The sequence below is a fragment of the Nonomuraea sp. NPDC004186 genome, assembly GCF_053603495.1.
In genome coordinates this window covers 1-17,299 of sequence record NZ_JBSGFQ010000111.1, presented here as the reverse complement: position 1 = coordinate 17,299, position 17,299 = coordinate 1, and the positions used below count along the sequence as shown (strand labels likewise).

The following is a 17,299-nucleotide window of genomic DNA, read 5'->3' as shown; positions in this document are numbered from 1 at the left end:
GTTCGAGCGTAACCACGGCCCGGCACGAGAACAAGCTCTTGCCTTCACGTTCGGCCGAGGCTTATGGTGCGTCCGTCATATGGATCAATAGGTCCATGTAGCGGACCGCTGAAGGTGTGTGGTACCAGTGGAACGACGTAACTTCCTCATCGGCGCGGCCGCGACGCTGACCACCGCCGCCACGGTCGCGGAACCCGCCACGGCCGCCACGGAACGCCAGCCCGCCTCCCTCGGCGTCGCCGGCAAGGACTTCCCCAAGGTCTGCGGCAACCTGGGCAACCACAACCACTCCCCGCTCAAGCAGATCACCGCCAGGAACCTGAGCCGCCTGGGCGGCGCCTGGCACGTCAACCTCGAGGGCGGCAGCACCGCCGCGCACCAGCAGAGCACCTGCGTCGTCGAGAACGGCGTCCTGTACGTGCAGACCACGCAGCAGAACGTCTTCGCCGTGGACGGCCGGACCGGCGCGATCAAGTGGAAGACCAGCCTCGGCACCAGGCAGACCAACATGCGCGGGGTCGCCCTCGGCGAGGGCCTGGTCTTCTCCACCTCGGGCGCCAACATCGTCTATGCCTTGAAGAAGGACACCGGCCAAGTCGTCTGGCAGCGCCCGCTCATCACCGACGACGAGGGCGGCGGCGACACCGGCGGCTGCGACCCGCAGAACGGCCAGTGCGGCGGCCTGACCGGCACCCTGGCCGGCGCCGTCGTCTACCACGACGGCCTGATCTACGTCGGCATGCAGGGCAGCACCGGCGGCGCGCGCGGCCGGGCGTACGCGCTCACGGCCGCCACCGGCGAGGTCGCCTGGACCTTCTGGGCGTGCCCCGGCGAGGGCCAGTTCGGCAACGACACCTGGGAGGGCGAGTCCTGGAAGACCGGCGGCGCGGTGCCGTGGATCCACCCGGCCGTCGACCCGGAGCTGGGCCTGGTCTACTGGACGTTCGGCGGCTCCTACCCGCGCCTGGACGGCTCCGGCCGGGGCGGCGACAACCTGTTCGCCAACTCGATCGTGGCCATCGAGGCCAAGACCGGCAAGCGCAGGTGGCACTTCCAGTCGGTGCACCACGACATCTGGGACCTGGACAACGTCATGGCGCCCGTGCTCGTGGACATCAAGGTCAAGGGCAGACTGCGCAGGGCCGTCGTCTACGGCAGCAAGGCCGGCATGTTCTACATCCTCGACCGGGAGAGCGGCGAGCCGCTGCACGGCGTGGAGGAACGCCCCGTGCCGCAGGACCCCCGGCAGAAGACCGCGCCGACGCAGCCCTTCCCCGGCGGCGAGCCGTTCATCACGCAGGCGCCCGAGTTCGGCAAGGCGACCAGGCCGGTGCCGTTCTACGCCTGGGGCGGCCTCTACACGCCGCACTGGGACCGGGCCACGATCATCTTCCCGGGCGCGGGCGGCGGCGCGGACTGGGCGCACCTGTCGTACAACCCGCACACGGGCTGGATCTACGTCGGGTACGGGCTGATCAACTCCGGCTTCTCCAACACCCACGACGGCCGGGTCAACACCTCGCGCCCGCTGGGCGAGTACTTCGCGGGCGGCATCGCGGCCGTGGACCCGCGCACCAACGAGCCGGTGTGGACCCTCGAGCGCGAGTGGTCCCTGGCGCACGGCAACGGCATCCTGACCACCGGCGGCCGGGTGATGTTCCAGGGCGGGCCGGACGGGCTGCTGCACGCCATGGACGACACCGACGGCCGGATCCTGTGGAGCTTCCAGTGCGGCGCCGGCGTGCACACCAGCCCGATCAGCTACGAGATCGACGGCGAGCAGTACCTCGCGGTCCTGGCCGGCGGCAACGGGCTGCCTTATCCGGACATCCCCCGCGGGGACCACCTTTGGGCGTTCAAGCTGGGCGGCAAGGTGGCCCCGGCGGTCACGCCCACGCCGCCCAGGAAACGCAACGACATCAGGGCGGCGGCCGTCGCCGGCACCACCGTCACGCTCGGCCGGATCTGGGACGCCGCGAACCAGCGGCCCGGCGCGACCGAGAACACCGTCGCCCAGAACGCCATGTCACCCCAGCACCTGCGGGTGCCGAAGGGCACGACGGTCACCTTCGCCAACCCGGCCGACAACAAGTCCGCGCACGCCGCCGTGTCGTTCTTCGAGTACGAGTTCGACAGCGGCGTGCTGATGCCCGGCCAGTCCTTCACCCACACGTTCGACACGGCGGGCGAGTACTTCTACAACGACGCGATCTTCCCGCAGAACACCGGCAAGATCGTCGTCTACTGACGGCGCTCAGGCGAGGGGGTGGTCGAAGCCGCGTTCGGACATGCGCTTGGCCACCTCCCGCAGGTCCGCGGCGAACTCCGCGACGCGGTCGTCGCCGAAGCGCACCGTCGGGCCGCTGAGCGTCAGCGCCGCCACGGTCGCCCCCGAGCCGCTCGTCACGGGCACGGCGACCGCCGACAGGCCGGGCTCGCGCTCGCCGTGGCTGACCGCGTAGCCGTCGCGCGCCGCCTGGTCGATCCACTCCCGCAGGGTGGCCGTGTGGGACTCGCCGTACGGGGAGGAGCGGGCGACCCGGGACAGCAGCCGCTCGGGGGCGTCCTTGAGCAGGATCTTCGAGGAGGCCCCCGCCCACAGCGGCAGCTCGTCGCCGACCCGTACGACGTGGCGCAGCGGCTGCGGGCTCTCCTGCTGGGCGATGCAGACGCGGTGGACGTCGCGCAGCACGTACAGGTTGACGGTCTCCCGCTGCCGCGCGCCGAGCTCGCGCATGAGCTGGACGGTCTCCGGCGGCAGCTCCCACACCGTGCGGGCCAGGTGCGCCCACCGCCACAGGGCGGGGCCGGCCGCGTAGCCCTTCGGCGTGCTCCACAGCAGCCCCATGTGCTCCAGGGTCTGCAGCAGCCGCAGCGCCGTCGTCTTGGCCAGCCCCGTCTCCTCGACGACCTCGCGGATGGTCAGCGTCCGCCGCTCCTCGGTGAGCAGCGACAGGATGTCGAACGCCCGCTGGACGCTGCGCACGCCGCCGCTCTCACCGGACTCTGCGGGAAGGTTCGAAGGCACGGGTCCTCACTTGTGGGTAGAAGGTGAACCTGCTGCCCACCTTCTCATGCGGTCCGCAGGCTAACATCCGGTCCGCTTGATGGTCCATATGATCCGCTATGTGGATCAGGGTCTTGCCAGAACCCGTACCGTCCTCATACCGTGAGGCCATCCACAGTGCGGTTCATGAGAACCGCTTAGCGGATCCATGGAGCCGCCATGAACGCAATCCACGACACCGGCTGCCTGGTCGCCGGCCAGTGGCTCACCGAAGGACCGCGGGCCGAGCGCGTCGGCCCCTACGTCCGCCAGGTCGTCAGCCGGGCCAGAACGGCGCAGGCCGACGACGTCACCACAGCTCTCGGCTACGCCCAGCGGTCGGCCAGGACGATCGCGCGGCTGGCCCCGGCCACCCGCGCGGACATCCTGGAGCGCGCCGCCGCCGCGATCAGCGAGCGCGGCGAGGAGTTCGCTCGCCTCCTGGCGCTCGAACTGGGCAAACCGCTCAAGGACGGGCGCGGCGAGGTGCTGCGGGTGGCCGACACGCTGTCCGTCGCGGCGGCCGAGGCCAGGCGGATCGGCGGCGAGGTGCTGCCGGTGGCGGGCTGGGCGCGCGGGGTCGGCAACACCGCCCTCACCCAGCGCGCCCCGGCGGGCCCGGTGCTGGCGATCACGCCGTTCAACGCGCCCGCGAACCTGCTGGCCCACAAGCTCGCCGCCTCCTTCGCTGCCGGCAACACCACCATCGTCAAGCCGCCGCCGCAGGCCCCGGCCGTCTCCACGGCGCTGGTCGAGCTGCTGCTCGACGCCGGCATGCCGGTCGAGGCCGTACAGGTCCTGCACGGCGGCGGCGAGGTGGGCGCGCGGCTGTGCGCGGCGCCGGAGATCGCCGTGGTGAGCTTCACCGGCGGCGTCGCGGCCGGGCACGCCGTCGCCCACGCCGCCGGGCCGAAGCGGGTGCTGCTCGAACTCGGCGGCAACGCCGCGACCATCGTGTGCGAGGACGCCGACGTCGCCGAGGCGGCCCGGGTCTGCGCCCGCACCGGCTACAGCAACTCCGGCCAGAGCTGCATCTCGGTGCAGCGCGTCTACGTCCAGCGCTCCCGCTTCGAGGACTTCGCCGACTCCCTGACCGGCGAGGTGAAGGCCCTGGCCGTGGGCGACCCCCTCGACCCGGCGACGGACGTGGGCTCGATGGTGGACGACGCCGCGGCCGAGCGCGTGGTCCGCTGGAGCGCCGAAGCCGCCGGGGCGGGCGCCCGCATCACCGCGGGCGGCAGCCGCGACGGGGCGGTGATGGCGCCCACCGTCGTGGTCGCGCCGCCCCGCGACGCGCGGGTGGTCAGGGAGGAGGTGTTCGGCGCGCTGGTGGCCGTGCTCCCGTACGACGGCTTCGACGAGGTGATCGAGGAGTGCAACCGCAGCTCGTACGGCCTTCAGGCCGGGATCTTCACCCACGACGTGCGCCGCATCCTCACCGCCTGGCGGGAGCTGGAGGTCGGCGGCCTGATCGTCAACGGCTCCTCCAACTTCCGCCTCGACCACGTCCCGTTCGGCGGCGTGAAGGACTCCGGCATCGGCCGCGAGTCGCCCCGCTGGATGATCGAGGACTTCACCGTGACCAAGACCCTCATGCTCAAGGGGCTGACGATCTGGGGAGATCAATGACCACCGCCGCCCACGCGCTCGTCGCGCAACTGGAGGAGCTGGGCGTCGAGTACGTCTTCGGCACCTGCGGGCACACCAACATCGCGGTGCTCGACGCGCTGGCCGACAGTCCCATCCGCTTCGTCATCGCCCGCCACGAGCAGGCCGCCGCGCACGCCGCCGACGGCTACGCCCGCGCCGGCGGCAAGCCCGGCGTGCTGCTCGTGCACGTGGGGCCCGGCCTGACCAACGCCGCCACCGGCGTCATGACCGCCGCGCTCGACTCCGTGCCCCTCATCGTGATCTCCGGCGACATCCCCTCCTACTACCGGGGCCGCCACCCGCACCAGGAGATCAACCTGCACGCCGACGGCGACCAGGCGTCGGTCTTCCGCCCCTTCGTCAAGCGGGCCTGGAACGTGCACCGCGCCCAGGACCTGGGCCGGGCCGTGGAGCGGGCCTTCTGGACGGCGTTGTCGGGACGGCCGGGCGCCACGCTCGTCAACGTGCCGATGGACGTCTTCTCCCGGCCCGCGGCGCCGTACCCGCCGATCAGCCACGCGGCGCCGCCCGACCTGCCCGAGGCCGGCGCCGAGCTGATCGCCGCGACCCTGGCGGCGGCCGAGCGACCGCTCGTCTACGTCGGCGGCGGCCTGCGTGAGGATGCCGACGCGCTGATCGCGCTGGCCGAGCATCTGGACCTCCCCATCGCGCACTCGCTCATGGCCAAGGGCACCGTGCCCGACGCCCACCCGCTCGTGCTGGGCATGCCCGGATTCTGGGGGCTGGAGCTGACGAACGCGTACGCCAGGGAGGCCGACGTCGTGCTCGCCCTGGCCACCCGCTTCGCCGAGACCGACGCCAGCTCCTGGGACCCCCGCTTCACCTGGGACTTCTCCGCCGGCAGCACGCTGATCCAGATCGACATCGACCCGGCCGAGCTCGGCCGCAACTACCCGGTGGCGATCGGCGCGGTCGCCGACGTGGGGCTCGCGGTCAGGGCGCTGGCCGAGGCCGCCAAGGCCCATCCCCCGGCCGACAGGCCGGAGCTGAGGGAGCAGATCCGCGAGGCCAGGTCCGGGCTGTTCACCGCGAGCAGGGAGCGCGGCCGGAGCGAGGACTTCCCGCTGCGGCCCGAGCGCATCCTGGCGGACCTGCGCGAGGCGATCCCCGCCGACGCCGTGCTGGTCACCGACGTGGGCTGGAACAAGAACGGCGTCGCCCAGTGCTACGAGCTGCCGCCGCAGGGGCGGTTCATCACCCCCGGCGGCGCCTCCACCATGGGGTTCGGCCCGGCCGCGGCCGTGGGCGTGCAGCTGGCCCGGCCGGAGCGGACGGTGGTCGCGCTCATCGGCGACGGCGGCATGAGCGCGCAGCTGCCCGCCGTGCCGCTCGCGGTCGAGCAGGGCGCCCCCGTGATCTTCGTGGTGATGAACAACAGGTCGCACGGGACCATCTCGGACCTGCAGGCGGCCCACTTCGGCCGCAGCCACGGCTGCGACTTCACCGACCCGGCCGGGCGGCCCTACAGCCCGGACTTCGCCGCGCTCGCCGTCGCGTGCGGCGCCGACGGCCACACCGTCACCACGCCCGCCGAGCTTGGCGCGGCCCTGCGCGCGGCCGTCGCGAACCGGCGTCCCGCGGTCATCGACGTCCCGATGGTGAACGAACCGGTGCCGACACCCGGCCACTGGAACATCAAGGACATCTATCAGGGGATGTTCTCCGACTGAAACCGTTGCGCGTTCGATATTTCCTCCGCTTCCGTGCGGCGCTATAACGAACGTACTAGTCCGTGAATTAACTCTCTCACCTACCCCCAGAGGTGAATCGTGAGATTTCCGATCGTCGCGGCCGCGTTCATCCTGCTCGCCGCCTGTGCCCCGCCCGGACAGTCGAACCAGTCAGGCGCCGGCGCCACCGGACCCATCAAGATCGCGAACGTCGACGCCCAGAGCGGGCAGCTCAGCTCGCTCGGCCAGTGGGAGCACAAAGGCGTGAAGCTGGCCATCGACGAGGCCAACAAGGCCGGCGGCGTCGACGGGCGGCAGATCCAGCTCGACCTGTTCGACAGCCAGGGCGACCCGACCGTGGGCACCAACCTGGCCAGGAAGATCGCCGGCGAGGGCTACGTCGCCATGCTCGGCACCGCCGAGAGCGCGGTCACCCTGGCCATGGCGCCCATCCTCAAAGACGCCAAGATCCCGAACATCACCTCGGGCCAGTCGCCCAAGCTCGCCGAGCTGAAGAGCCCGTTCCTCTTTCTCAACGCGCCGACCAGCGTCACCTTCGACGAGACGCTCGCCAAGTACCTGGTCGACGAGAAGGGGCAGAAGAAGATCGCGCTGATCAGCAACAACGGCGCCTACGGCAGCGGCGAGCACGACGCCTTCCTCAACGCCCTCAAGACCAGGAGCGTCACCCCGCTGGCCGACGAGGTCGTCACCCCCGACCAGAAGGACTTCAACGCCAACCTCGCCAAGATCCGCGAGAAGGACCCGGAGGTGCTGTTCATCGGCGCCGAGGAGGTCCAGTCGGGGCTGATCGCCAAGCAGGCCCGCGAGCTGGGGCTCAAGGCCGTCTTCGCCGGCGGCGCCCCGATGGGCACCGACGTGTACGCCACCACGGCCGGGCTGAAGAACGCCGAGGGCTCGATCGTCAGCTCGCCCTACCTGAGCAACGACGCCAGCGACGCCATCAAGGCGTTCGCCGCCAAGTACAAGGCCGCCTACAACGAGGAGGCCCGCATGCACGTCGCCAAGGCGTACGACGGCGCGTCGATCCTCATCGAGGCGCTCAAGCAGACCAAGGGCGAAGGCGGGCAGAAGCTGGCCGACGCCATCCGCGGCGTCAAGCGCGCCGGGTTGCTGGGCGACTACGACTACGACGCCAACGGCGTCGGCATCCACACCACCAAGATCGGCCTGGTCAAGGACGGCAAGGTCGTGCCCGAGGCCGCGAGCTGACGTGCAGGTATTCCTCCAGACCCTGATCGGCGGGGTCACGTTCGGAGCGGTGTACGCGCTGGTGGCGATGGGGTTCTCGATCGTCTACCGCACCATGGGGCTGGTCAACTTCGCCCACGGCAGCGTCGTCATGATCGGCGCGTACGCCGCCTCCACGTTCTACCTGGCCAGCCGGCTCCCCTTCGCCGTCGCGATCGTCGTGGCCATCGCGGTCACCGGCCTCATCGGCCTGGTGATCGAGCGCTTCCTGCGCCCCCTGGAGAACAAGGACTTCACGCTGATGCTGATCGGCACGATCGGCTTCGGCGCCGTCCTGGAGGCGGGGGCGGTCCTCGTCTGGGGGGCCACCGGCCACGCGGTGCCCTCCCCCGTCGCCACCGAGCCGATCGACCTGGCCGGCGTCCGCATCCCCACGTACAACGTGCTCGTGATCGCGGTCGCGGCGGCGGCGACCGGGCTGCTGGCGCTGTTCCTGCAGCGCACCAAGCGCGGCGCGGCCATGCAGGCGGTCGCCATGGACCACCAGGCCGCCACCGCGGTCGGCATCCACGTCGGGCGCAGCAACGCCATGGCCTTCGCCATCGGCGCGGGCCTGGCGGCGCTGGCGGGCAGCCTGGTCGGGCCCATGCTGTACGTCAACCCGACCATGGGCGGCACCCTGGGCATCAAGGGCTTCGCGGCCGCCATGCTGGGCGGCTTCGGCAGCATGCCGGGGGCGATCGTCGGCGGGCTGGCCTTCGGGCTGCTCGACGCGTTCGCCGCGGGCAACTTCCAGGAGTACTCGGAGCTGGTGACGTTCCTGGTGTTCGCCGCCGTGGTCATGATCCGCCCGACCGGCATCTTCGGAGAGGCCACGGTGAACCGCGCATGAGACGTCTGGCCTGGCTCGTCCCCGTCGCCGTGGCCGCGTGGCTGCTCCCCTACGGCCTGGGCGGCTACTCGATGCACGTCGCCGACGTGGCGATCATCTTCGCGATCCTGGCCGTCGGCCTCGGCCTGACCATGGGCGTGGCCGGGCAGATCAACCTGGCCCAGGTCGCCTTCTTCGGCGTCGGCGCCTACACCGTGGCCATCCTCACCACGCAGGCCGGCTTCGGCTTCTGGACCGCCGCGGTCCTGGCGGTGGTGGCCGCCGTGGTCTTCGGCGCGCTCGTGGGGGTGCCCGCGCTGCGCATGCAGTCGCACTACCTGGGCATCGTGACGCTCGGCCTGGCCCTGGCCTTCACCAACTGGATCACCAACGCCACCGTCGCGGGCCGCGCCGAGGGCATCAGCGATGTGCCGGTGCCGCCGATGTTCGGCCTCGACCTGTCCAGCGGCTACCTCTTCTACTACGTCGAGCTGATCGTCTTCGCGCTCGTCCTGGCCTTCGCCCTGCTGGTCGCCCACTCCCCGCTGGGCCGCAGACTCCGCGCCATGCGCGACGACGACCTCGCGGCGGGCGCGCTGGGCGCGGAGATCCCGCTGCTGCGCATGACCGCCTTCGTGCTGTCCGGCCTGTACGGCGGCGTCGCGGGCGTCCTGTACGCCGGGCTCATCCGTTTCGTCGCTCCCGAGTCGTTCAACATCGCCAACATGTTCCTCCTGCTCGCCATGGTGATCATCGGCGGCCGGAGCAGCGTCCTGGGCTGCGTCGTCGGCGCCGTCGCGCTCTCCCTGGTCAGGGAGGCGCTGCTGGACGCCTCCGCCTACGCCCAGCTCGGTTACGGCCTCGTGGTCGTGCTCGTGGTGGTGTTCGCGCCCAAGGGCCTGGCCGGGCTGCCCCGCCAGCTCCTGCGGCGCCGCCGCGACGGCTCGCGTGCCCAGCTCGGCCCCTTCCGGCCGTACGAGGCCGCCGCGCCCGCCCCTCCGGACGGCGACGTGCTGGAGGTCCGGGACGTGACCAAGCGGTTCAAGGGGCTGGTCGCGCTCGACGGGGTGTCGCTCACCGTGCCCGCCGGGCAGATCCGCGGCATCGTGGGGCCCAACGGCTCGGGCAAGACCACGCTGTTCAACGTCATCAGCGGCTTCTACACGCCCACCCAGGGGTCGGTGCGGCTGCGCGGGCGCGACGTGACGGGGGCGGCGCCGTACCGGCTGTCGCACCGCGGCGTGGCCAGGACCTTCCAGAACCTGCGCCTGTTCGAGGACCTCAGCGTGCGCGAGAACCTGCTCGTCGGCCTGGACCGCACTCCCACCACGTGGATCTGGCGCTACCCGAGCCTGCCCTGGAAGGTGCTGGGCTACGAGCGGGAGCTGCGCGCGCGGGCCGGGGACCTCATCGAGCGGTTCGGGCTGGGCGAGGTCGCCGACGCCGAGCCGCGCTCGCTGCCATACGGGATCCAGCGGCGCATCGAGCTGGCCCGCGCCATGGCCATGCGGCCCGGCCTGCTCCTGCTGGACGAGCCCGCCGCCGGGATGAATGGTGAGGAGGTGCGCCGGCTCGGCGAGATCGTCCGCTCCATCAGGGACTCCGGCGTGACCGTCGTGATCATCGAGCACAACATGGGCCTGGTCATGTCGCTGTGCGAGCAGGTCACCGTGCTGTCGGGCGGCCGCGTCATCGCGGACGGCCCGCCGGCCGAGGTGGCCGTGCACCCCGACGTCGTGGCCGCCTACCTCGGCGACTCGATGACCGCCCCCACCGCCGAGGAGGCCACCCGTTGAGCACGCTCACCGTCGAGAACCTCTCCGTCCACTACGGCGGCGTACGGGCCGCCCACGACGTCTCCTTCACCGTCGAACCCGGCCAGTCGCTGGGGATCATCGGCGCCAACGGCGCGGGCAAGACCTCCACGCTCAAGGCCGTCATGGGCCTGGCGCCCCGGCAGGCCGGCGCGATCCGCTTCGGCGGGCACGACCTGCTGCGCACGCCCGCGCACACCCTGGTGCGGCACGGCATCGGCTACGTCCCCGAGGGCCGGCACGTCTTCCCCGGCCTGAGCGTCGAGAAGAACCTCCTGCTCGGGGCCTACACGCAGAGTTGGAAGCGCACGCCCATCGACGAGGTGTACGAGGTCTTCCCGGTGCTGCGCGAGATGCGCCACCGCCTGGCGGGGGCCCTGTCCGGGGGCCAGCAGCAGATGCTGGCCGTCGGACGGGCGCTGATGTGCCGCCCCAAGGTGATGCTGCTGGACGAGCCCTCGATGGGGCTGTCGCCGATCCTCGTCGCCGAGATCGCCGCCGTGCTCAAGCGGCTCAACGCCGACGGCCTGGCCATCCTGCTCGTCGAGCAGAACGCCAAGCTCACCTTCGACGTCACCACGACCTGCCTGGTGATGGAGAACGGCGAGATCGCCGCCACCGGCACCTCGGCCGAGCTCCGCGACGACCCCCAGGTCCGGCGCATATACCTCGGCCTGTGACCCCCCGGCGGCACCCTGCGGCCGGGGGGCGGGTCAGCCGGCGATCTCCGCGATGTCCGGCTCCAGCAGGGGGAAGCGCTTGAGCACCTCCGGGTCGTGGCCGGCGACCACCAGGTGGGGCCCGTCGGCCAGCTCGTTGATCCGGTCGAAGGCGCCGTACATGCCGGTCATGCTGTGCAGGATCGGGAACGGCCGGTCGCCCTCGATGTTCTCGTAGAAGTGGCTCGCGTCGGAGGCCAGCACGACGTGCCCGCGGGCGGTGCGCACGCGCACCACCTGCATGCCCGCCGTGTGGCCGCCGACCAGGTGCGCGCTCAGCCCGGGCACCACGGTCGCGTCGCCGTCGAGCAGGGACACGCGGCCGTCCCGGCGGGCGGCCTGGAGGTGGGCGAGGTCGTCGTCGTTCAGCAGCCAGCGCTCCCCCGTGACGCGCTCGGCCCAGGGTCCCGTCCAGTAGTCCAGTTCGGCTTGCTGCAGGACGTAGCGGGCGGAGGTGAACTCGGCGGCGGTGCCGGTGTGGTCGTAGTGCAGGTGGGTCAGCACCACGTGATCGACGGCGTCCGCCGCCACGCCCAGCCGGGCCAGCGCCTCCACCGGCGAGGCCAGGTAGCGCAGCCCCGCGGCCCGTTCGGCGCGCGCCCGGCCGATGCCGGTGTCGATGACGACCGTGTGCTCGTCGTTGACGGCCAGCCAGACGTAGTACGCGGTGGGGTGCGGCTCGGCTCCCCGGGTGTCGTAGCCGTGGAAGTGCTCGCCACGCCGGGCGTCGCGCTCGGCGTAGCGCAGGGCGTACACGCGGAAACCGGTCACACCCGCACCGGTTCCTTGAGCCCGAGCTGCTCGGTGGGGACGCGGTAGGTCTCCCGGGCGGTGGCCACGGCGGCCACGTTGACCAGGCACACGACGGCGGTGATGACCGACACGCCCAGCCAGCTGCCCTGGCCGGTGCCCGCCAGCGCCGTGGCCACGGTCGGCGCGAAGCCGGCGATCGCGAAGCCGATCTGGGTGCCGATCGCCATGCCCGACAGGCGGACCCGGGTGGTGAACATCTCACCGTAGAACGACGGCCAGACGCCGCTGGTGGCGCTGTGCACGATGCCGAACATCAGGATGCCCACGACGAAGATCAGGGGGTAGCTGCCGATGGAGATCGACCACAGGTAGGCGAACATCAGCGCCGCGCAGCCCAGCGAGCCGCCGATGAAGACCGGCTTGCGGCCGATCCGGTCCGACAGCCGTCCCCACAGCGGGATCGTGATCACCGCGGCGACGTTGGCCAGCACGCCGACCCACAGCATGGGGCCGCGTTCCAGGTGCATGGTGTTGACGGCGTACGACAGCGCGTGGACGGTGAAGATCGTGCTCACCGAGGCGATGACCGCGGCCACGACCACGCGCAGCACGTCCCCCCGCTGCTCGCGGAAGAGCACGGCCAGCGGCATCCTGGCCACGTTGTTGGTGGCGACCTCCTGCTCGAAGGCGGGCGTCTCCTCCAGCGTGCGGCGGATGACCAGCCCGACGGCGGCCACCCCGATGCTCAGCCAGAACGGCACCCGCCAGCCCCAGCTCAGCAGCTGGTCCTCGGGCAGCGCGGCGATCGGCAGGAAGATCGCGGTGGCGATGATCTGCCCGGCCTGGGTGCCGTTGAGCGTGAAGCTGGTGTAGTAGGCCCGGCGGTTGTCGGGGGCGTGTTCGAGCGTCATCGAGTTGGCGCCGGCCTGCTCGCCGGAGACGGAGAAGCCCTGCAGCAGGCGCAGGACCACGAGCAGGACCGGGGCGAGCACGCCGACCTGGTCGTAGGTGGGCAGGCAGCCCACCAGGAACGTCGAGGCGCCCATCATGACCAGCGTGGTGACCAGGACCTTCTTGCGGCCGAACTTGTCGCCCACGTGCCCGAGCACGAACGCGCCGACCGGCCTGGCCAGATAGCCGACGCCGAAGGTGGCCAGGGCCAGGAGCGTACCCGTGGCGGGCGAGCTGGACGGAAAGAAGATCTTGCTGAAGACGAGCGCGGCCGCGGTGCCGTAGATGAAGAAATCGTAGTACTCCAAGGCACTACCGATCCATGCAGCTATAGCCGCTTTGCGAGGTTTGCCCTGCACCGTCACGATTATGCTCCTCACGGGGGGAATGGCATAGCGCAGTGGCAGGAAACTAACTCACCGGTTCGTACATTACAAGGGTGTTGCCAATCGGTTACCTGACAGGCCCTGTAATCAGGCCCAGTGATCAGGCCCAGTGATCAGGCCCAGTGATCAGGCCCAGTGATCAGGCAGGGCCGCGGAGGTAGGCGACGACCATCTCGCCCACCATCCGGCGCAGCCGGTCGCGGTGCTCCGGCGCCGTCATGTCGCGCCCGAACAGCGCGCCGAACGTGTGCTGGTTGGCCACCCGGAAGAAGCAGAACGAGCTGATCATCATGTGCACGTCGATCGCGTCGGCGTCGGTCACGAACTCGCCCGAGGCCTGCCCCGCGTCCAGGATGCGCGAGATGACGTCGAGCACGGGCGTGCCGAGGTTGGCCAGCACCTCGGACTTGCGGATGTGCTCGGCCTGGTGGACGTTCTCGATGGCGACGAGCTTGATGAAGTCGCGGTGCAGGTCGTGGTGGTCGAAGGTCAGCTCCGCCAGGGTGCGGATCGCCTCCACCGGGGCCAGGTGCTCGACGTCGATCGTCCGCTCCATCGCCCGGACCTCGGTGTAGGCCTTCTCCAGGACCGCGATGTAGAGGCGCTCCTTGCTGCCGAAGTAGTAGTAGATCATGCGCTTGGTCGTGCGCATGCGCTCGGCGATCTCGTCCACGCGCGCGCCCGCGTACCCGTGCCGGGCGAACTCCTGCTGGGCGACCTTGAGGATCTCCGCCTTGGTGCGCTCGGCGTCCCGCTGGCGTTCGGAGGCGACGGGTTGCGTGGTCATCTGGTACCTCCGAGGAGACCCCCGCCTTCAGGCGGGGAATGAATCGGACTCCTGCGGAGCAGGGCAGGAGCAGGCGATTCGCCGCCGGGCGGACCGCCGTCATCTACTGCAACCGAGCAGCAGTCAACTGATCATTCTGTCAGAATATGAGGTGTGGCGCAGTTGGTGAAGCGGGCCTACAAGTACCGCTTCTACCCGACCCCTGAGCAGGCCGGCGAGCTTGCCCGGACGTTCGGCTGTGTGCGTCTGGTCTACAACAAGGCTCTGGAAGAGCGGACCCGTGCCTACATCCTGGAAGGCAGGCGGGTCTCCTATGTGGAGTCCTCCGCGGCGCTGACGGCGTGGAAGAAGACGCCCGAGCTGGCGTTCCTGGGTGAGGTGTCGTCGGTGCCGTTGCAGCAGGCGCTGCGCCACCTCCAAGCCGGGTTCGCGAACTTCTTCGCGCGCAGGGCCAAGTACCCGACGTTCAAGAGCAGGAAGAAGGCACGCGCGAGCGCGGAGTACACCCGCTCGGCCTTCCGCTGGCGGGATGACCGGCTCGTCACGGTCTCCCGGGATGCGGCCGGGCGATGGTTCGTGTCCATCCTGGTCGAGGAGAAGATCTCGCCGCTGGCGCCGGTCGAGGCGTCGGTGGGCGTGGACGCGGGCATCACGGCGCTGGCCACGCTGTCGACCGGCGAGAAGATCGTCAACCCGCGTCACGAGCGTGCCGACCGGCGCAGGCTGGCCCGGGCTCAGCGATCGCTGGCCCGTAAGGAGAAGGGATCGAACAACCGGGCCAAGGCCCGGCTGCGCGTGGGCAAGGTGTACGCCCGGATCGCCGACCGGCGCCGGGACCATCTGCACAAGGTCACCACACGGCTTGTTCGCGAGAATCAAGTGATCGCCGTGGAGGACCTGACGGTTCGCAACATGGTCAAGAACCGCTCGCTGGCCCGCGCCATCTCGGATGCGGCCTGGCGCGACCTGCGGATGATGCTGGAGTACAAGGCCGCCTGGTACGGGCGCACGCTGGTGGCGGTGGACCGCTGGTTCCCCTCCTCCAAGCTGTGCTCGGCCTGCGGGGCCCTGCAAGAGGCGCTGCCGTTGAACGTCCGGGAATGGACCTGCGGTTGCGGCGCGGTCCACGACCGGGACGTCAACGGTGCGAAGAATGTGCTCGCCGCCGGGCTGGCGGAGAGCTGAAACGCCTGTGGAGCTGGTGTAAGACCTCAACGAGAGTCCTCTCGGGCGGGCGACCGGCAGTGAAGCAGGAAGACCGACCGGCGACGGTTGGACCACCCTCGTTTACAAGGGGGAGGAGGTCAACTTAGTGAGGTCCGGCGTGCTGCACGGAGAGCCGGATCGGGGCGTTCCCGGCGCCGTACCCCTGGTAGCCGCCCGTGCGCTGGACGAGCTCGAAGAAGACGCGGCCCACGGTGACGGTGTACAGGTGCAGGAACTCGCCGTGGGCGTCCCGGTCGTACAGCACGCCCAGCTCCCTGAGCTCGGGGTCGACGTTGTCGTGGCGGGCCTCCAGGTCGTCGTAGTAGTTGGCGGGGATGGGCAGCAGCAGCTCCGGATGCTCGGCCCGCAGGCGGCGGGCGACGGCCACGACGTCGTCGCAGGCGAGCGCGACGTGCTGCCACGGCAGGTCCCTGGCGCCGACCTGGGTGAGGTTGATGACCATCCGGACCGCGCCCTCGGCGGCCGACATCGCCTTGCTGCGCAGCAGCCCGTACGGGTCGGGCAGCTCCAGGCTCTCCTGGGGCCGCAGGCCGAGCACGGTGCGGTAGAACAGCTCGGCCTCGTCGAAATAGTGGAACGGCTGGGTGAGGGCCACGTGGTCGATGCGGGTGATCTCCCCGGCGACCGGCCCAGAGAGCGGCCTCGCGGGGGCGAAGTCGTCGAGCCAGGCCGTGTCGCAGAAGAAGATCTCGGTGCCGTCGGGGGCGGCGACGGCGTCCAGGCGCGCCTCCCTGGGCGCGCGCTCGCGCGGCAGGACCGGCGACAGCAGCGACTCGGCGTGCTTGACCGCCGCGCCGGGGTCGGGGCTGTCCAGCCCGATGGCGACCAGCGCGGGGTCCCCGCCTGCGGCGTTCAGCAGCAGCCGCGCGCCGCCCTGCTCCCACAGCTCGACGGGTTTGGTGGGATGCGTCCCGGTACGTTGGAAGCCGAGCGCGCTCAGCACTCCGCCGAGCGCTTCAGGGGCGGCCAGCTCCGCGAAGGCGAACCCGGTGGGGACGGCCGGATGGGCGGCCCCGTACAGGGTGTCCTCCAGGGCGATGAGCGAGCGCATGCCGTCGCGGGCCGTGCGGGCGGTGCCGGCCTGGCGGAAGTGGTCGTTGAAGACCTCCAGCGAGAGCGGGCCGGTGTATCCGGCGTCGAGGACGTGCCGCACCAGCCCCGCCACGTCGAAGTTGCCCTGGCCGGGGAAGCAACGGTGGTGGCGGCTCCACTGCAGCACGTCCATGGCCAGCAGCGGCGCGTCGGCGAGCTGGAGGAAGAAGATCTTCTCGCCGGGGATCGCCTCGATGCCGATCGGGTCGGAGCCGCGCGACAGGATGTGGAAGCTGTCCAGGCAGGTGCCCAGATTCGGGTGGTCGGCCATGCGCACCAGGCGCCAGGCGTGCAGGTACTCGTTGACGTGCCGGCCCCAGGCCAGCGCCTCGTAGGCGATGCGGATCCCGTGCTCGGCCGCCCGTTCGGCGAGCAGCCGCAGCTGGGAGGCGGCCAGCTCGTCGTCGCCGATCGCCTCGGGCGAGACGTTGGAGCAGACCAGCAGCAGGTCGGCGCCCAGCCGCTCCATGGTCCGGAACTTGTGCTCGGCGCGGCGCAGGTTGCGGGCCAGCAGGTCGGCGGGCACGGCCTCGAAGTCGCGGAAGGGCTGGTAGAGGTCGATGGAGAGCCCCAGGTCCGCGGCGCGGGCCCGGATCTCCTCGGGCGGCAGCGGGCAGACCAGCAGGTCGTTCTCGAAGATCTCCACGCCGTCGAACCCGGCGGCGGCGATGGCGTCCAGCTTCTCGGTCAGCGTGCCGCTCACCGACACGGTGGCGATGGACTTGCGCATGACTTCTCCTCAGACGGTCACCAGGTCGGTCAGGTGGGCGAGCATGCGCTCGGTGTCGGGTTCGCGGCCGGTGAACAGGCGGAAGGCGTGCGCGGCCTGGAAGACGACCATGCCGCCGCCGTCCAGCGTCCGGCAGCCCGCCGCGCGGGCCTGCTTGAGCAGCTCCGTCTCCAGCGGCCGGTACACGATGTCGGCCACCCACAGGCCGGGGCGCAGCAGCGCCGCGGGCAGCGGCAGCCCCGGGTGGTGGGCCATGCCGGTGGGTGTGGCGTGCGCCAGCCCGTCCGCCTCGGCGAGCAGTCCGGGCAGCTCGTCCTGGGTGGCGGCGCCGGCCCGGCCGGCGCCGAACCGGGAGCTCAGCTCCGCCGCC

The 17,299-nt window shown here is 71.0% G+C and carries 12 protein-coding genes and 2 pseudogenes; 8 read left to right on the top strand and 6 right to left on the bottom strand.

Annotated elements, in window-relative coordinates:
• The first annotated feature begins 127 nt into the window (after positions 1-127).
• Entirely contained in the window at positions 128-2,248 is a 2,121-nt protein-coding gene (locus ACWEPL_RS52115; protein WP_452440803.1) for an outer membrane protein assembly factor BamB family protein, read from the top strand.
• A 6-nt stretch (positions 2,249-2,254) separates the two neighbouring features.
• Here the strand turns inward: ACWEPL_RS52115 and ACWEPL_RS52110 are convergent, their stop codons facing one another.
• Positions 2,255-3,028, bottom strand: a complete 774-nt coding sequence (locus tag ACWEPL_RS52110) for an IclR family transcriptional regulator (protein ID WP_452440802.1) — start codon at positions 3,026-3,028, stop codon at positions 2,255-2,257.
• 198 nt (positions 3,029-3,226) lie between these two features.
• On the opposite strand from ACWEPL_RS52110, the gene ACWEPL_RS52105 reads away from it, so the two are divergent.
• The 6 genes from ACWEPL_RS52105 to ACWEPL_RS52080 all read left to right on the top strand — a co-directional run bounded on the left by ACWEPL_RS52105 (position 3,227) and on the right by ACWEPL_RS52080 (position 10,964).
• The gene (locus tag ACWEPL_RS52105) at positions 3,227-4,675 is read left to right on the top strand and encodes an aldehyde dehydrogenase family protein (protein WP_452440801.1); all 1,449 of its coding nucleotides are present in this window, start codon (positions 3,227-3,229) and stop codon (positions 4,673-4,675) included.
• Positions 4,672-6,387 carry a thiamine pyrophosphate-binding protein gene (locus ACWEPL_RS52100; RefSeq protein ID WP_452440800.1) on the top strand — a complete coding sequence of 572 codons (1,716 nt, stop codon included), beginning with the start codon at positions 4,672-4,674 and terminating at the stop codon, positions 6,385-6,387. The genes ACWEPL_RS52105 and ACWEPL_RS52100 overlap by 4 nt, the downstream gene beginning before the upstream one ends.
• A gap of 99 nt (positions 6,388-6,486) precedes the next feature.
• On the top strand, positions 6,487-7,620 hold the full coding sequence (locus ACWEPL_RS52095) for an ABC transporter substrate-binding protein (RefSeq protein WP_363968520.1): 1,134 nt from the start codon (positions 6,487-6,489) through the stop codon (positions 7,618-7,620).
• A 1-nt stretch (position 7,621) separates the two neighbouring features.
• The gene (locus ACWEPL_RS52090) at positions 7,622-8,491 is read left to right on the top strand and encodes a branched-chain amino acid ABC transporter permease (protein WP_350734399.1); all 870 of its coding nucleotides are present in this window, start codon (positions 7,622-7,624) and stop codon (positions 8,489-8,491) included.
• Complete coding sequence (locus ACWEPL_RS52085; protein WP_452440799.1) at positions 8,488-10,266, top strand: branched-chain amino acid ABC transporter ATP-binding protein/permease; 1,779 nt, start codon at positions 8,488-8,490, stop codon at positions 10,264-10,266. Before ACWEPL_RS52090 ends, ACWEPL_RS52085 begins: the two co-directional genes overlap by 4 nt.
• A complete protein-coding gene (locus ACWEPL_RS52080; RefSeq protein WP_363968524.1) occupies positions 10,263-10,964 on the top strand; it encodes an ABC transporter ATP-binding protein in 702 nt (233 codons plus the stop codon). Before ACWEPL_RS52085 ends, ACWEPL_RS52080 begins: the two co-directional genes overlap by 4 nt.
• Before the next feature lie 33 nt (positions 10,965-10,997).
• Here the strand turns inward: ACWEPL_RS52080 and ACWEPL_RS52075 are convergent, their stop codons facing one another.
• From ACWEPL_RS52075 to ACWEPL_RS52065, 3 genes are all read right to left on the bottom strand, one after another.
• Positions 10,998-11,774, bottom strand: coding sequence for an N-acyl homoserine lactonase family protein (locus ACWEPL_RS52075; protein WP_363968526.1), 777 nt, complete (start codon positions 11,772-11,774; stop codon positions 10,998-11,000).
• Positions 11,771-13,066, bottom strand: a complete 1,296-nt coding sequence (locus ACWEPL_RS52070) for an MFS transporter (protein WP_452440825.1) — start codon at positions 13,064-13,066, stop codon at positions 11,771-11,773. Before ACWEPL_RS52070 ends, ACWEPL_RS52075 begins: the two co-directional genes overlap by 4 nt.
• A 166-nt stretch (positions 13,067-13,232) precedes the next feature.
• Positions 13,233-13,880, bottom strand: coding sequence for a TetR/AcrR family transcriptional regulator (locus tag ACWEPL_RS52065; protein WP_363968530.1), 648 nt, complete (start codon positions 13,878-13,880; stop codon positions 13,233-13,235).
• Positions 13,881-14,033: 153 nt separating this feature from the next.
• Between ACWEPL_RS52065 and ACWEPL_RS52060 the strand changes: the two are divergent.
• A pseudogene (locus tag ACWEPL_RS52060) lies at positions 14,034-15,193 on the top strand (RNA-guided endonuclease InsQ/TnpB family protein).
• On the opposite strand, the gene ACWEPL_RS52055 reads toward ACWEPL_RS52060, so the two are convergent.
• Positions 15,190-16,929, bottom strand: coding sequence for a bifunctional sugar phosphate isomerase/epimerase/4-hydroxyphenylpyruvate dioxygenase family protein (locus tag ACWEPL_RS52055; RefSeq protein WP_452440797.1), 1,740 nt, complete (start codon positions 16,927-16,929; stop codon positions 15,190-15,192). The pseudogene ACWEPL_RS52060 and the gene ACWEPL_RS52055 overlap by 4 nt on opposite strands.
• A 9-nt stretch (positions 16,930-16,938) precedes the next feature.
• Positions 16,939-17,299: pseudogene (locus ACWEPL_RS52050) on the bottom strand (shikimate dehydrogenase); the annotation flags it as partial.

Coding starts and splice junctions, on each gene's coding strand:
- ACWEPL_RS52105 (WP_452440801.1), top strand. CDS start 3,227: ATGAACGCAATCCACGACACCGGCTGCCTGGTCGCCGGCCAGTGGCTC.
- ACWEPL_RS52100 (WP_452440800.1), top strand. CDS start 4,672: ATGACCACCGCCGCCCACGCGCTCGTCGCGCAACTGGAGGAGCTGGGC.
- ACWEPL_RS52085 (WP_452440799.1), top strand. CDS start 8,488: ATGAGACGTCTGGCCTGGCTCGTCCCCGTCGCCGTGGCCGCGTGGCTG.
- ACWEPL_RS52065 (WP_363968530.1), bottom strand. CDS start 13,880: ATGACCACGCAACCCGTCGCCTCCGAACGCCAGCGGGACGCCGAGCGC.
- ACWEPL_RS52055 (WP_452440797.1), bottom strand. CDS start 16,929: ATGCGCAAGTCCATCGCCACCGTGTCGGTGAGCGGCACGCTGACCGAG.